Annotated in this window: 14 protein-coding genes and 1 pseudogene; 4 read left to right on the forward strand and 11 right to left on the reverse strand. The window is 63.6% G+C overall.

Annotated elements, in window-relative coordinates; genetic code table 11:
* Positions 1 to 80 precede the first annotated feature (80 nt).
* A pseudogene (locus tag CK218_RS12315) lies at positions 81 to 661 on the forward strand (demethoxyubiquinone hydroxylase family protein).
* 10 nt (positions 662 to 671) lie between these two features.
* On the opposite strand, the gene alaS reads toward CK218_RS12315, so the two are convergent.
* Positions 672 to 3,341, reverse strand: a complete 2,670-nt coding sequence (gene alaS / locus CK218_RS12320) for an alanine--tRNA ligase (protein ID WP_095827852.1) — start codon at positions 3,339 to 3,341, stop codon at positions 672 to 674.
* A 268-nt stretch (positions 3,342 to 3,609) separates the two neighbouring features.
* Positions 3,610 to 4,710 carry a recombinase RecA gene (gene recA / locus CK218_RS12325; RefSeq protein WP_067328293.1) on the reverse strand — a complete coding sequence of 367 codons (1,101 nt, stop codon included), beginning with the start codon at positions 4,708 to 4,710 and terminating at the stop codon, positions 3,610 to 3,612.
* A gap of 280 nt (positions 4,711 to 4,990) precedes the next feature.
* On the opposite strand from recA, the gene CK218_RS12330 reads away from it, so the two are divergent.
* Positions 4,991 to 5,929 carry a carbohydrate kinase family protein gene (locus CK218_RS12330; protein ID WP_095827853.1) on the forward strand — a complete coding sequence of 313 codons (939 nt, stop codon included), beginning with the start codon at positions 4,991 to 4,993 and terminating at the stop codon, positions 5,927 to 5,929.
* Between the two features lie 50 nt (positions 5,930 to 5,979).
* Positions 5,980 to 6,897: a pseudouridine-5'-phosphate glycosidase gene (locus tag CK218_RS12335; RefSeq protein ID WP_095827854.1), complete on the forward strand. Its 918-nt coding sequence runs from the start codon at positions 5,980 to 5,982 to the stop codon at positions 6,895 to 6,897.
* 3 nt (positions 6,898 to 6,900) lie between these two features.
* Here the strand turns inward: CK218_RS12335 and CK218_RS12340 are convergent, their stop codons facing one another.
* Positions 6,901 to 7,224, reverse strand: coding sequence for a TfoX/Sxy family protein (locus CK218_RS12340; RefSeq protein WP_066995104.1), 324 nt, complete (start codon positions 7,222 to 7,224; stop codon positions 6,901 to 6,903).
* 89 nt (positions 7,225 to 7,313) lie between these two features.
* Here CK218_RS12340 and CK218_RS12345 point away from each other — a divergent pair, with 89 nt between their 5' ends.
* Positions 7,314 to 7,811: a GFA family protein gene (locus CK218_RS12345; protein ID WP_095827991.1), complete on the forward strand. Its 498-nt coding sequence runs from the start codon at positions 7,314 to 7,316 to the stop codon at positions 7,809 to 7,811.
* Positions 7,812 to 7,819: 8 nt separating this feature from the next.
* Here the strand turns inward: CK218_RS12345 and CK218_RS12350 are convergent, their stop codons facing one another.
* The 8 genes from CK218_RS12350 to CK218_RS12385 form a co-directional block, all read right to left on the reverse strand.
* Positions 7,820 to 8,338: a DUF2199 domain-containing protein gene (locus tag CK218_RS12350; protein ID WP_095827855.1), complete on the reverse strand. Its 519-nt coding sequence runs from the start codon at positions 8,336 to 8,338 to the stop codon at positions 7,820 to 7,822.
* Positions 8,339 to 8,725, reverse strand: a complete 387-nt coding sequence (sufA, locus tag CK218_RS12355; protein WP_066995098.1) for a Fe-S cluster assembly scaffold SufA — start codon at positions 8,723 to 8,725, stop codon at positions 8,339 to 8,341. It abuts the gene before it with no gap.
* Between the two features lie 107 nt (positions 8,726 to 8,832).
* On the reverse strand, positions 8,833 to 9,225 hold the full coding sequence (locus CK218_RS12360) for an SUF system Fe-S cluster assembly protein (protein WP_095827856.1): 393 nt from the start codon (positions 9,223 to 9,225) through the stop codon (positions 8,833 to 8,835).
* 5 nt (positions 9,226 to 9,230) lie between these two features.
* Entirely contained in the window at positions 9,231 to 10,472 is a 1,242-nt protein-coding gene (locus CK218_RS12365; protein WP_095827857.1) for a cysteine desulfurase, read from the reverse strand.
* A 103-nt stretch (positions 10,473 to 10,575) separates the two neighbouring features.
* Positions 10,576 to 11,850, reverse strand: coding sequence for a Fe-S cluster assembly protein SufD (sufD, locus tag CK218_RS12370; protein WP_095827858.1), 1,275 nt, complete (start codon positions 11,848 to 11,850; stop codon positions 10,576 to 10,578).
* Between the two features lie 25 nt (positions 11,851 to 11,875).
* Entirely contained in the window at positions 11,876 to 12,631 is a 756-nt protein-coding gene (gene sufC / locus CK218_RS12375; protein ID WP_066995090.1) for a Fe-S cluster assembly ATPase SufC, read from the reverse strand.
* 26 nt (positions 12,632 to 12,657) lie between these two features.
* On the reverse strand, positions 12,658 to 14,175 hold the full coding sequence (sufB, locus tag CK218_RS12380; RefSeq protein WP_067328280.1) for a Fe-S cluster assembly protein SufB: 1,518 nt from the start codon (positions 14,173 to 14,175) through the stop codon (positions 12,658 to 12,660).
* Positions 14,176 to 14,412: 237 nt separating this feature from the next.
* Complete coding sequence (locus CK218_RS12385; RefSeq protein WP_095827859.1) at positions 14,413 to 15,573, reverse strand: cysteine desulfurase family protein; 1,161 nt, start codon at positions 15,571 to 15,573, stop codon at positions 14,413 to 14,415.
* Positions 15,574 to 15,587: the final 14 nt, after the last annotated feature.

The raw sequence follows: 15,587 nt of genomic DNA on the forward strand, positions 1-15,587 counted from the left end.
CGAAGGGCGAAAGCTGCTTGCCCGCTTTCCAGACTTGCAGGACCGGTGGGATCGCATCGTCAGGCGGGCAAGCTTCTCCAATGCATGAGCTTTCCGGTCGCGAAGCGCTGACCACAGCCAGGATAGTCCGGGTCAACCACGCAGGCGAGTTTGGAGCGATCAGGATCTATTCAGCGCAAATCTTTGTCGCCCGGCACTTTTGGCGCGATTGCGTGCCGTCTTTGTCGGAGATGCTTGGACACGAGCGCCAGCATTGCGCCGCCTTCCGTGCCGCCATGCCAATGCGAAACTCGCGTCCATGTCGCGTCATGCAGTTCTGGAGCTGGGGCGGCTGGCTGTTGGGCTTTCTCACCGCCCTGCTCGGCCCACAAGGCATCTGGGCATGCACCGCCGCTGTCGAAGCGACCGTGCACCGCCATCTTGACGACCAGCTCTACTATCTAGCCGGGCGCGATCCCGGACTGCACGCCATCATCCTGTCGATCCGCGAGGAAGAGCTGGCCCTCTGCGTCACGCCGAGGAGCATCTGCTGGCACCAGGCCCGCTGCTTCTCCTCCTGCGCGCGGCGATCGCCGTCGCCACGGATTGCCTCATCTGGCTGTCCACCTGGGGCGACTCTGTCAGAATGGCGCGCGCCCTGAAAGCGGCAAAGCCTTCCTGACACAGGAACACTAAGCGGCTTCGAGCGCCGCCTTTACCGCCGCGATGGCGTCGTCCGCCTTGGAGGCGTCGGGGCCGCCGGCTTGCGCCATATCGGGACGCCCGCCGCCGCCCTGCCCGCCAAGCGCGGCGGACGCAACACGGACGAGATCGACAGCGCTGAAGCGGCCGGTCAAGTCGTCGGTGACGCCGACCACCACGCTCGCCTTGTTGTCCTCGCCGGCGCCGATAAAGACGACCACGCCGGAGCCCAGCGTCTTCTTGCCGGCATCCGCAAGCGGCTTCAGGTCCTTCGGCGCGACACCGCTGACTGCTTTGCCGAGGAAGCCGACACCCGCAACCGTCTCGTTGGTGGCCGGAGCATCGGCAACGGCCGCGCCGCCGCCAAGGGCCAGTTTCTTGCGCGCCTCGGCGAGCTCTTTCTCGAGTTTCTTGCGCTCCTCGAGCAAAGTCTCGACACGCGCAGGAACGTCGGCCGGCGAGATCCTCAAGGTCGCCGCGGCTGCCTTCAGGCGCTTGTCCTGCTCGTCGAGATGCTTGCGCGCCGCCTCGCCGGTCAGCGCCTCGATGCGGCGCACGCCGGCGGCGACCGCGCTGTCCGACAGGATGCGCACAAGGCCGATATCGCCGGTCGACCTGACATGCGTGCCGCCGCAGAGCTCGACCGAATAGGGACGGTTGGCCTTGGCGCCGTGCAGGCCGGTGCCCATCGAAACGACGCGCACCTCGTCGCCGTATTTCTCGCCGAACAGCGCCATCGCGCCCTCGGCAATAGCATCGTCCACCGACATCAGCCGCGTCGTCACCGGACTGTTCTGCACGACGATCTCGTTGGCCATGCGCTCGACATCCTCGAGCTCCTCGGCCGAGATCGGCTTGTTGTGCGAGATGTCGAAGCGGAGGCGATCAGGCGCGACCAGCGAACCCTTCTGAGCGACATGGGTGCCCAGCACCTCACGCAGCGCCTCGTGGATGAGATGCGTCGCGGAGTGATTGGCGCGCAGCTTCGAACGGCGCGCGTGATCGACCTTTAGCTCCACGGCAGCGCCGGTCTTGATCGTACCGCGCGTCACCTTGCCCAAATGCACGAAAAGCCCGTCGGCCTTCTTTTGCGTGTCGGTGACCTCGATCGAGAAGCCGTCGCCGGAAATCATGCCGGTATCGCCCATCTGGCCACCGGATTCGCCATAGAATGGCGTCTGGTTGACGACGACGGCAACCGCGTCGCCCTGCCCGGCGCTGTCGACGATCTTGCCATCCTTGACCAGGGCCTGGATCAGGCCTTCCGCCTCTTCCGTCTCGTAACCGAGGAAATCGGTGGCGCCGGTCTGCTCGCGCACCGGGAACCAGACCGTCTCGGTCGCCGCTTCGCCCGACCCCGCCCAGTGCGCGCGCGCTTCCGCCTTCTGCCGCTCCATCGCAGCGGTGAAGCCGGCAAGATCGACCGAGATGTCGCGTTGGCGCAGCGCATCCTGCGTCAGGTCGAGCGGGAAGCCATAGGTGTCGTAGAGCTTGAAGGCCGTCTCGCCATCCAGCATGTCGCCGGCGTGCAGCTGTTCCGTCGCCTCCGAAAGCAGGCCGAGACCGCGGACCAGCGTCTTGCGGAAGCGCGTCTCCTCGAGCTTCAGCGTCTCGGTGATCAGCGCTTCGCCACGCACCAGTTCCGGATAGGCCTGGCCCATCTCGCGCACCAGCGCCGGCACCAGCTTCCACATCAGCGGCTCCTTGGCACCGAGCAGTTGCGCATGGCGCATGGCACGACGCATGATGCGACGCAGCACATAGCCGCGGCCTTCATTGGAGGGCAGCACGCCGTCGGCCACCAGGAAGGATGACGAGCGCAAATGATCCGCGATCACGCGGAAGGATGCTGCGTTCTCCTGGTTGTGACCGTGCCCCAGCGCCGAGCATGCCGCATCGATCAAATGCCGGAACAGGTCGGTCTCAAAGACGCTCTCCACTCCCTGAAGGATCGAAGCCATGCGCTCCAGGCCCATGCCGGTGTCGATCGACGGGCGCGGCAGGTCGATGCGCTCGTCTTTCGTCACCTGCTCATATTGCATGAACACCAGGTTCCAGAATTCGAGGAACCGGTCGCCGTCCTCCTCCGGGCTGCCGGGCGGACCGCCCCAGATATGCTCGCCGCGATCGATGAATATCTCCGAGCACGGACCGCAGGGACCGGTGTCGCCCATCGCCCAGAAATTGTCAGAGGTCGGAATGCGGATGATGTGATCGTCTGAGAAGCCGGCGATCTTCTTCCAGTAGCCGGCCGCCTCGTCATCGGTGTGATAGACGGTGACCAGAAGCTTGTCCTTCGGCAGGCCGAATTCCTTGGTGATCAGGTTCCAGGCAAGCTCGATCGCGTGCTCCTTGAAATAATCGCCGAACGAGAAATTGCCGAGCATCTCGAAGAAGGTGAGATGGCGCGCGGTGTAGCCGACATTGTCGAGATCGTTGTGCTTGCCGCCGGCGCGCACGCTCTTCTGCGCGGTCGCGGCGCGCGAATAGGACCGCTTCTCCAGGCCGGTGAACACGTTCTTGAATTGCACCATGCCGGCGTTGGTGAACATCAGCGTCGGATCGTTGCGCGGCACCAGCGGGCTGGAGGCGACGATCTCATGGCCCTCCTTGCGGAAGTAGTCGAGGAATGTCGACCGGATCTCGTTCACGCCACTCATGGATACTGCCTTTTCGCGAAAACCGCCGGCCAGGCCGGCGGCAAATGGGCTTTCGTGTGTCAGAAGATAGATTGGCCTTTTAGCCGTAGCTCTTGACCCTGTCCAGAAACACGGAACCAAGGCCAATCCTCAGGCTGGGCGGCCTGTGCCCTCGCCCCCAAACGTAAACCGCCGGCACGAAGGCCGGCGGTTCGAACGCAGTACTAGGGAACTCGATTACATCAGCTTTAGATAATGGATCCGGATTATGGCCGAACTCCGGCAGTGCCTACATCGCGCCAGCCTCGTCCTCGAAGCTGTCGTCACCACCGCCTTCGGAGCCGCCGTTCTCGAGGAATTTTTCGGCGATCAGCCCGGCATTCTGCCTCAGCGCCAGCTCGATCTCGCGCGCTGTGTCCGGATTGTCGCGCAGGAAAAGCTTGGCGTTCTCACGGCCCTGACCGAGACGCTGCGAATTGTAGGAGAACCAGGCGCCCGACTTCTCGACCACGCCGGCCTTGACCCCGAGATCGACGAGCTCGCCGGTCTTCGACACGCCCTCGCCATACATGATGTCGAACTCGACCACCTTGAAGGGCGGAGCCAGCTTGTTCTTCACCACCTTGACGCGGGTCTGGTTGCCGACCACTTCGTCGCGATCCTTGACCGAGCCGATGCGGCGGATGTCGAGGCGCACCGAGGCGTAGAATTTCAGCGCATTGCCGCCGGTCGTGGTTTCCGGCGAGCCGAACATGACGCCGATCTTCATACGGATCTGGTTGATGAAGATGACCATGGTGTTGGAGCGCGAGATCGATGCGGTCAGCTTGCGCAGCGCCTGGCTCATCAGACGGGCCTGCAGGCCGGGCAGCGCGTCGCCCATCTCGCCCTCGATTTCGGCGCGCGGCGTCAGCGCCGCCACCGAATCGACCACCAGAACGTCGATGGCGCCGGAGCGCACCAGCGTGTCGCAGATCTCCAGCGCCTGCTCACCCGTGTCGGGCTGCGAGATCAGGAGGTTTTCGAGGTCTACGCCGAGCTTGCGGGCATAGACCGGATCGAGCGCGTGCTCGGCATCGACGAAGGCGCAGATACCGCCCTTCTTCTGGGCTTCCGCAACCGTGTGCAGCGCCAGCGTCGTCTTGCCCGAGCTTTCCGGCCCGTAGATTTCGATGATGCGGCCGCGCGGCAACCCGCCGACGCCGAGCGCGATGTCCAGCCCGAGCGATCCCGTCGGCACGGTTTCGATCTCGACCACCTGCTCATTGGCACCGAGCCGCATGATCGAGCCCTTGCCGAAAGCGCGCTCGATTTGCGACAGCGCCGCATCCAGAGCCTTTGATTTGTCCACTGCCTTATCCTCTACAAGCCGCAAACTATTCTGAGCCATGATACATCACCCCTTGGTCGTCAATGAAGGCCGGACAATCCGTGATCCCTGCCAGTTTGTACCTTTTTTGTTCTCATCTGGCAAGAGGCAGCAAATGACTGGAAAACAAACAATATCTGGATTTGTTCTATTTTTGTCTCATTAGAGATGGCGTGAACCAGTGCTGCTGATCCAAGCGAGATCTCGTTATCCGGGCGGCCCGAATCGCGACCCGATTGCGGGGCGATGCGCGGAAACCTAGTGTGCGCACGCAAACAATCAACGAGGTCACCTCCGCGGCATGCCGACATCCCCAAACATCCTGGCGCTGGGCGGCGCCCATATCGACCGGCGCGGCCAGGTCTCGGGCCCTTACGTGCCCGCCGCATCCAATCCCGGCATCATGCGCGAGGATGTCGGCGGCGGCGTCTTCAACGCGCTGCGCAGCATTGTGAAGCGCGGCGTCTCGGCCTCGCTGCTTTCGGTGCGCGGCGGCGATGCGGCGGGTGAGACCGTCGCATCGGCGATCGACGAGGCCGGCATTGCCGACCTTTCGGCGGTGTTCCTCGACCGCACGACGCCGAGCTACACTGCGCTGATCGACAGCGAGGGGGAGCTGATCGTCGGCTTTGCCGATATGGGCCTTTACGACCTCGCCTTCCCCAAGCAGATCCGCCGCGCCAAGGTGCGCGAGGCGATCGCCGAGGCAGACGCGATCCTCTGCGACGCGAACCTGCCGACGGCGGCCCTCGAGCGTCTGGTTGCGCAAGCCGGCGACAGGCCGATTTTCGCCATCGCCATCTCGCCGGCCAAGGTGGTGCGGCTAGCGCCGCTGCTCGGCAATCTTTCGCTGCTGTTCATGAACCGCCGAGAGGCGGCGGCGCTGGCTGGTGCGGATATTTCCGGCCGCGGTCTTGTCGGGGAACTCAGGCGGCTGAGCTTGACGGCAGGCGTGATCACGGCCGGCAGGGCTCCGGTGCTCGGCTTCGACCAATCGGGCGTCTTCGCCATCGACCCGCCCTCCCCGCGACGAGTTGCCGACGTAACCGGCGCCGGCGACGCCCTGACCGGAGCAACGGTTGCCGCGCTGCTGCGCGGGCTGCCTTTGCGGAAGGCACTGCGCGAAGGTGTTGCCGCGGCGATGCTCGCCATCGAGAGCGCCGAGGCGGTACCGTCTTTCACCGCCGGCAGTTTCGGCCAGGCGCTTGCCCTTGTGCCCGAGGCACGGGTGGTGGCATAGGGCCACAAAACTATCTTGCCGGAGTGTTTTCTCCGGAGTGGAGAACGGACATGACGCCCGAAACCGCCCGCCCCTTCATCGACATTCATCCGCCAGTGGTGGAGGCGCTTGCCGCCGGGCGGCCTGTGGTGGCGCTGGAAAGCACCATCATCACGCACGGCATGCCATACCCCGACAATGGCGCGATGGCCGCCAAGGTCGAGCAGATCATCGCCGATGGCGGCGCGGTGGCGGCGACGATCGCCGTGGTCGATGGCCGCATCAAGATTGGCCTTTCCGATGGCGAGCGCGAATCGCTTGCCATGACCGGCGACGCCATGAAGCTGTCGCGTGCCGATATCGGCTTTGCCGTCGCCCAAAAGCGCACCGGCGGCACCACCGTGGCCGCCACCATGATCGCCGCGCACATGGCCGGCATAAAGGTCTTCGCCACCGGCGGCATCGGCGGCGTCCACAAGGGCGCCGAAAAGAGTTTTGACATCTCGGCCGACCTCGACGAGCTGGCGCGCACGCCGGTCGTCGTCGTCTCGGCCGGCGCCAAGGCGATCCTCGACATCGAAAAGACGCTGGAAGTGCTGGAGACGCGCGGCGTGCCAGTCATCGGCCATGGCTGCGAGACCATGCCGGCCTTCTGGTCCAGGCAATCGCCCTTCCGCGCGCCGCTGACGTTGCATGCGCCTGAAGATATCGCGCATTTCTATCATATCCGGCAGGCGCTCGGCCTCGGCGGCGGCATACTGGTCGCCAATCCGGTGCCGCAGAACGACGAGATCCCGGCAGCCGAGATGGACGGCTACATCCAGGCCGCGCAAAAGGCGGCCGAAGCGCAGAACATCACCGGCAAAGCCGTGACGCCGTTCCTCCTGTCGTGGATTTTGGAGCTCACCGGCGGCCGCAGCCTCAAGACCAACATCGCGCTGGTCGAAAACAATGCGCGGCTGGCGGCGGAGATCGCGAAGGCGCTGTAAGCCTTATCTGCCCGCGCGCCGCCCCGCTTCATAAGCGCGCCGCGCCCAGACCGCCATTTCGTCGGGATCGTCGAAGGCGCTGTCGGGAACGCTCCAATAGGGCATCGCCACCTCCTTGCCGTGCCGCGAGCCGGTATAGGTCCATTGGCTACAGCCGGCGGCCTCGAATTCGGGGATCGTCTCCTCGTCGGCCTTCAGCATCAGTTCGCCGCGCACGACCACCGCGACGATGACGCCGTCGCAATAGATTCCCTTGCCGCCGAACAGTTTTCGGATGCTGATCGGCCCCAGGCTCTCGAACAATTCTTCGAGGCGGTCATTGTCCATGCCGCAATCATCTCATCCAGCATGGGCCTTGTCATCGCAGCAACCAACAGCATGCTGACAGGTTGAGACATGAAATGGAGGTTCGCGCCATGCCTGTCCTGCTCAAAGGCTCCTGCCGCTGCGGCGCCGTCCGCTTCGAGGTGGAAAGTCATACGCCCGTGCCGTTCATGCTCTGCTACTGCTCGATCTGCCGCAAGCAGCAGGGCGGCGGCGGTTTTGCCATCAATCTCGGCGCCAACAACCAAACGCTCAAGGTCACCGGCAAGCCCAATCTCGGCGTCTACCGCGCTGAGATCGAGGACGACGAGCATCCGCACTGCGAGGTCTCGACCGGCGAGCGCAATTTCTGCAAGACATGCGGCGCCGCGCTCTGGGTCTACGACCCGACTTGGCCGGACCTCGTCCACCCCTTCGCCTCGGCGATCGACAGCGACCTGCCGAAGCCGCCGGAAAAGGTGCATCTGATGCTGAAATACAAGGCGAGCTGGGTCGAACCGGCGATCGGCAGGAACGACAAGGTGTTCGAGCTCTATCCCGAAGAATCGATCGCCGACTGGCACAAGCGCACCGGCTTGTGGGTGAACTAAGCCTGCATCTAAGGGCGATGGGTTAGCGCAACCCAGCGCTCGATCTGTGTCACATCTACCCCTTCGCGCTGCGCGGCGACCAAACGGTGGTCTGCATCATGCAGAAAAACCCTGGGACGCAGATTGCCGGGCTGAAACACAACATTGGCATGCAGGTGCATCGAGCTCGGATATTCAGGAATGTCGTGCATCAGATACCCGAAGCAGAGCTCGTCCTCATATAGGCCGCTATCATACCCGGCTCGATAGACATTCCAACTTCTTTCCGAGACGGACATCCAAACACCGAAACAGAACTCTTCGGACAACTGAGGTACGGGCAAGGGCAGCAGGCAACGAATGAAGCGGTCTGTTTGCCCCGTGGCGTAGCTCACCACGCAAAAATCGTCGTTCTTGCGGAAGGTCGACCGAGCTACCTCGTCAAGCGCGTCTGGATTCACCGGTGCGCCAAAGGCTATATCGGTGGGAAGTCCGGTGAACTCCTGGTCACAGCAGGCACATCGCCAGCGATATGCCTCGGCGCTCACCTAAGCAGCGCTTGAAGCGCGCGCCTCCGCCAGCGCCTTGAGATCGGCCGGCTTCAACTCGACGGATTCGCCGCAGCCGCAGGCCGAACTCTGGTTCGGATTCCTGAAGGTGAAGCCGGTTCGCAGCGTCGTCTGCTCGAAATCCATCTCGGTGCCGAGCAGGAAAAGCGCCGCTTCCGGCGCGACATAGACGTGCGCGCCGTCGCGCTCGATATGATCGTCCTTAGGGTTCGGCTCGGTGACCAGATCGACCGTGTATTCCATCCCGGCGCAGCCGCCCTTCTTGATGCCAAGGCGGATTCCATGCGCGTTGTCGCGCGTAGCGACGATCTCACGCACGCGGTCCGCGGCCTTGTCGGTCATCGTGATGACGGCGAAGCGTCCCATGTCGTTCTCCACGTTCGCGCGGGTTCAAGGCCCGCGGAATGAGTCTGCCTTTAAGATGGTGAAGTTTCACCTTTGCTGCAAGCCAGCCAACCTTAGTGGGTCGCTGGCTAGTACCACCCGACCGCGACCTGCGCCTCTTCCGACATCCGGTCGGGTGTCCACGGCGGGTCGAACACCATATTGACCTCGACGCCCGAAACACCCTCCACGGCGCCGACGGCGTTCTCGACCCAGCCCGGCATTTCGCCGGCCACCGGGCAGCCCGGCGCGGTCAGCGTCATGTCGATCTTGACCGTCCAGTCGTCCTCGATGTCGATCCTGTAGACGAGGCCGAGCTCGTAGATGTCGGCCGGGATTTCCGGATCGTAGACCGTCTTCAGCGCCGAGACGATATCGTCGGTCAGCCGCGCCAACTCGTCGGCCGGGATCGCCGAGGCTGAGACGAGGCCGTTACCGGCCGTTTCCGGCGCGGTCTCTGCGGTGGTGCTCACATCGTCCATCCTCGTCACCCGAAGAACTTTCGCGCCTTTTCCAGCGCATCGGCCAAAGCGTCGACTTCGGCCCTGGTGTTATACATGCCGAACGATGCCCTGCATGTGGAGGTTACGCCGAAGCGTTTCAACAGCGGCTGGGCGCAATGCGTGCCGGCGCGGACCGCGACGCCTTGCCTGTCGATAAGCATCGACACGTCATGGGCGTGGATGCCCTGCAATTCGAACGAGATGATGGCGCCCTTGCCGGGCGCGTCGCCGAAGATGCGCAGCGAATTGATGGTGCGCAGCCGCTCGTGCGCGTAATTCTTGAGGTCCGCCTCATGCGCCGCGATGTGCTCGCGGCCGACCTTTTCCATATATTCGAGCGCGGCGCCCAGCCCGATCGCCTGCACGATCGGCGGCGTGCCGGCCTCGAAACGGTGCGGCGGCTCGTTGTAGGTGACGATGTCTTCCGTCACCTCCTCGATCATCTCGCCGCCACCCATGAAGGGCCGCATCGCTTCCAGCATGTGCTTCTTGCCGTAGAGCACGCCGATGCCGGACGGACCGTAAACCTTGTGGCCGGTGAAGACGAAGAAGTCGCAATCGAGGTCCTGCACGTCGATCGGCATATGCACGGCGCTCTGGCTGCCGTCGACGAGCACGGGAATGCCACGCGAATGCGCGATGCGCACGATCTCCTTGATCGGCGTCACCGTGCCCAGCGCGTTCGACATATGGGTGATGGCGACGAGTTTTGTGCGGTTCGTCAGCCGCTTCTCGAATTCCTCGATATGGAAGGCGCCGAGATCGTCGACCGGCACCCAGACAAGCTTCGCGCCCTGCCGCTCGCGGATGAAATGCCAGGGCACGATGTTGGAGTGGTGCTCCATGATCGAGAGCACGATCTCGTCGCCCTCGCCGATCCTCGGCATGCCGTAGCCATAGGCGACCGTGTTGATCGCCGAGGTGGTGTTCGAGGTAAAGACGATGTTGTCGGTGCTCGGCGCATTGAGGAAGCGGCGTACCGTCTCGCGTGCTTTCTCATAAGCATCGGTCGCGGCATTCGACAGAAAATGCAGGCCGCGATGGACATTGGCGTAGTCCTGCGAATAGGCGTGCTGGATCGTGTCGAGCACCACCTGCGGCTTCTGCGCCGAGGCGCCGTTGTCGAGATAGACCAGCGGCTTGCCGTAGACCTGCCGCGACAGGATCGGGAAGTCGCGGCGGATCGCCTCGACGTCGTAGGGAGCGGTTTCGATCTTCTGGTCCATCACAAGGTCTTTCGAGGCTTCGCCTCACTTCGTCCAGCAACCCTCATCCGTCTTGGCGCTCCGCGCCAATCCACCTTCTCCCAAGTAGGAGAAGGGGAAAGCGCTACCCGTGCGTCGAAAACCAGGCGTCGAGCCGCGCTTCGAGCGCATCGACGAGCGCGTCGTCGTCCAGTTCCTCGATCACTTCCGCGACGAAAGCCTTCACCAGAAGGCCGCGCGCCGCTTTCTCGTCAATGCCACGCGCCATCAGATAGAACAGATGGTTGTGGTCGATCTCGGTGACCGTCGCGCCGTGACCGCAGACGACGTCGTCGGCGAAGATTTCCAGCTCCGGCTTGGTCGAGAACTCACCCTCGTCCGATAGGAGCAGCGTGTTGCACGCCATCTTGGCGTTGGTCTTCTGCGCGTATTGGTGGACGTTGATGCGCCCCTGGAAGACACCCCGCGCCTTGCCGGTCACAACGTTGCGGATCACTTCGGTCGAGGCGGTGTGCGGCACGGCATGATCGAGCACCATGGTGGTGTCGGTATGCGTGTCGCCGGCCAGAAGGTTGATGCCGCGCAGCTTGAAATCGGCGCCCTCACCAGTCGTCCTGACCACGACTTCCTGGCGCACCAGCTTGCCGCCGGCGTTCATCACGAACAGCGTCAGCTTGGCGTCCTTGCCGATATGCGCCTTGAACTGAGCAAGGTGCGTTGCCGTGTCCGGCTGCTCCTGCACGATCAGCCAGGTCACCTCGGCGCCGTCGCCGACCACGAGCTGGCTGACCGAGCTGACGAGCGCGGCCTCGCCGCCCTCGCTCGTCTGGCGCTCGACGATGATTGCCTTGGCGCCGGCACCGACACGTGCCAGGAGCCGCACATGCGTCTGGCCGCCGGCCTGCAGGTTCTGCAGCTCGATCGGCTTTTCCAGCTCGGCGCCGTCGGCGATGTCGACGAAATAGCCGTCGGCGACGAAGGCCGTGTTCAGCGCGCCGATTGCGTCATCGGCGCCATAGCGATCGAGCCCCGGCGCGATACTGCCGTCGGTGAGCTTCTCCGACAGGCGCTGCACCGTGACGCCTTCGATCGCAGGCGCCTTGGCGCTCGAAACGCCGTTCAGCACCGGCAGAACGGCCGAACCGTCGAGGACCGGATCGAACGCCTTTGCGATGTCCCCGGCCTCGAAGGCCGGCACCGAGGTCAGCAGCCGGCGCAGGTCCGTATAATGCCAGGATTCGACGCGGCGCGTCGGCAGGCCGTGCTTGATCGCCTCGATCGCGTCGTCGCGCTTGACCATCACCGCGCCGTCGCCGGGCAGCAGCGACAGCCGCTCGCCGAAGGCGTCGATCAGCGCCGTTTCGGCCAATGTCCGCTGGGGCTGTGCGTGCATGTTCATTGCTCTTGCCTCACTTGGCCCCATCTCACGCGGCTTGCCCGATCACGCCGGCATAGCCGTTGGTCTCGAGGTCGAGCGCCAGCGACTTGTCGCCCGACTTGATGACCTGGCCCTTGTAGAGCACGTGCACGCTGTCCGGCACGATGTGCTCGAGCAGGCGCTGGTAGTGGGTGATGACGACGATCGCGCGCTCCGGCGAGCGCAGCGCGTTGACGCCATCGGCGACGATCTTGAGGGCGTCGATGTCGAGGCCTGAATCGGTCTCGTCGAGCACGCAGAGCTTCGGCTCGAGCAGCTTCATCTGCAGGATCTCGGCGCGCTTCTTCTCGCCGCCGGAGAAGCCGACATTGAGCGGCCGCTTTAGCATGTTCATGTCCATGTTGAGCGAGGCGGCGGCGTCCTTCACGCGCTTCAGGAATTCCGGAACCTTCAGGGGCTCCTCGCCGCGCGCTTTGCGCTGCTCGTTCATCGCGACTTTCAGGAATTCCATGGTCGCCACGCCCGGTATCTCCATCGGATACTGGAAGGCGAGGAAGATGCCGGCGGTGGCACGTTCGGCCGGATCCATTTCGAGGATCGACTGGCCGTTGTAGAGGATGTCGCCTTCGGTGACCTCGTAGTCCTCGCGGCCGGCGAGTATGTAGGACAGCGTCGACTTGCCCGAACCGTTCGGGCCCATGATGGCGGCGACCTCGCCGGCTTTGACCGTCAGGTTCAGGCCACGGATGATCTCCGTGCCGTCCTCGACGATGCGGGCATGCAAATTCTTGATCTCAAGCATATTTTTTTCCTGAATATCTTCTGCGGTCAGCCGACCGAACCCTCGAGGCTGATGCCGATCAGCTTCTGCGCCTCTACGGCGAACTCCATCGGCAGCTGCTGGATGACGTCCTTGACAAAGCCGTTGACGATCAGCGCGATCGCCTCTTCCTCGGGAATCCCGCGCTGCATCACGTAGAACTTCTGGTCCTCGGATATCTTCGACGTCGTCGCCTCGTGCTCGAACTTCGCCGTCGCGTTCTTGGCTTCCATGTAGGGCACGGTGTGCGCGCCGCACTGGTCGCCGATCAGCAGCGAATCGCAGTTGGTGAAGTTGCGGGCGTTGGTCGCCTTGCGGTGCGCCGAGACTTGGCCGCGATAGGTGTTCTGCGAGAAGCCGGCGGCAATACCCTTGGAGATGATGCGGCTCGACGTGTTCTTGCCGAGATGGATCATCTTGGTGCCGCTATCGACCTGCTGATAGCCGTTCGACACCGCGATCGAATAGAACTCGCCGCTGGAATCGTCGCCGCGAAGGATGCAGCTCGGATATTTCCAGGTGATCGCCGAGCCGGTCTCGACCTGCGTCCACGAAATCTTCGAACGATGGCCGCGGCAATCGCCGCGCTTGGTGACGAAATTATAGATGCCGCCCTTGCCCTCGGCGTCGCCGGGATACCAGTTCTGCACCGTCGAATATTTGATTTCGGCATCGTCGAGCGCGATCAGCTCGACTACCGCGGCATGCAGCTGGTTCTCGTCGCGCTGCGGCGCCGTGCAGCCCTCGAGGTAGGAGACATAGGCGCCTTCTTCGGCGATGATCAGCGTGCGCTCGAACTGGCCGGTATTCTTCTCGTTGATGCGGAAATAGGTCGACAGCTCCATCGGGCAGCGCACGCCCTTCGGCACGAAGACGAAGGAGCCGTCGGTGAACACGGCCGAGTTCAGCGTGGCGTAGAAATTGTCGGAAGTGGGCACGACCGAGCCCAGATATTTCTGCACCAGCTCAGGGTGCTCGCGGATCGCTTCCGAAATCGAGCAGAAGATAACGCCGGCCTGAGCCAGCTCCTTCTTGAAGGTGGTGACCACCGAGACGGAATCGAACACGGCGTCGACCGCGACGCGGCCGGACTTGTAGACGTTGTCGTTGGCCTCCTCCAGCTCCGAAGCGTCGGTCTTCTGCACGCCGGCGAGGATCTCCTGCTCCTTCAAAGGAATGCCAAGCTTCTCGTAGACCTTGAGCAATTCGGGATCGACCTCGTCCAGCGACTTCGGTCCCGGCGTGCTCTTCGGCGCCGCGTAATAGTGGATGTCCTGGAAGTCGATCTTCGGATAGTGGACGCGCGCCCAGGTCGGCTCTTCCAGCGTCAGCCAGCGCCTATAGGCGCCCAGACGCCATTCCAGCATCCAGTCCGGCTCGCCCTTCTTCTCGGAGATCAAGCGAATGATGTCTTCGCTCAGGCCCTTGGGGGCCTTATCCATCTCGATCTCTGTCTGGAATCCGTATTTATACTGGTCGACGTCGATCTTTCGGACTCGATCGATCGTCTCCTGCACAGCAGGCATAAGCGTTCTCCATCCACGCCGGGGTCAAGGCCCGGCAGTTTTCAAACTATGGCACCGCAGAAACGCGCCCGGGGAAGGACTCGGCTGCGGAGTAAGCTCCATATAGTGCGTTCCGGCCGGAAATTCACCCGTCCAAACGAAACGCACGGCTCTACCAGGCCGGATGGCCTGAATTCGTTTTTCGAGCACCGGATTTCAAGAGCCTCCGGGGATCTCTTGTCCGATGCCTTGCCGCCGTCAGGCAGCCTTTTCTTTTCCAGCCCGACGCGCGGCTATGCCCGCCAGAGCCGCGCGGAACGCCTCGATCTCCTCGGCGCCGGTAGCGCGGCCAATCGAGACGCGCAAGGCGCCAAGGCTCTCGCCGTGGCCCATCGCCTTCAGCACGTGGCTTGGCCCGACTTTCCCCGACGAGCAGGCGGAACCGGCCGACAGCGCAACACCGGCGAGATCGAAGGCGATCTGCGCCGTCTCGGCCTTGACGCCGGGAATAGCGAAGAATGTCGTATTGGCAAGCCTTGGCGCGGCCGCTCCAAAGATTTCCGTATCAGGGACGAGCTCCCGCACGATGGCTTCGACCTTGTCGCGACGGCGCGCGACCGCTTCCATGTCTTCCAGGCCGGCGAGTGCTGCCCGCGCCGCGGCACCAAAACCGGCAATGCCGGGAAGATTCTCCGTGCCGGCGCGATGGCCCTTTTCCTGGCCGCCGCCATTGATCAGCGGCTTCGGCATCATCAGATCGGCCCGGGCGACGATGGCGCCGGCGCCCTTCGGGCCGCCGATCTTGTGCGAGGAAAGGATCAGATAATCGGCATAACCGGCTGACATGTCGATCGGAATCCGCCCTGCCGCCTGCACGGCATCGACGACCAGCACGCCGCCCGCTTCCTTGACGACCTCGGCGATGCGTCCGATCGGCTGGATCACCCCCGTCTCGTTGTTGGCGGCATGGATCGCCACCAGCGGCAGGCCCGCAGCCTTGTCATGCGCGGAGAGCGCCGTAGTCAGCGCCTCGAGATCGGCAATGCCGTCTCGATCGACGCCGATCCTCGTCACCTGCGGCGCCGAGAACCGCCCGCCATTCAGAATGCAGGGATGATCGGCGGCCGAGACATAGAGGTGGCTGATGCGGACAGAGCCGCGCCCCATCTGCCAGTCGGGAGCAAGCAGCGTCGATGCGGCCTCCGTCGCGCCGGAGGTGAACACGACGTGCTCGGGCCTGGCATTGACCAGTCTTGCCACGTCACGCCTGGCATCCTCGATCAGCCGCCGCGCCGCGCGGCCCTCGCTGTGAACCGACGACGGATTGGCGGCATCGAGCGCCGCGACCATAGCCGACCGCGCCTCTGCAATGAGAGGTGCGCTGGCGTTGTAGTCGAGATAGGCGCGAGTTGCGGCCATTTTCCTTCAGTCGA

The sequence above is a fragment of the Mesorhizobium sp. WSM3879 genome (genome assembly GCF_002294915.1).
Taxonomy (GTDB): Bacteria; Pseudomonadota; Alphaproteobacteria; order Rhizobiales; family Rhizobiaceae; genus Mesorhizobium.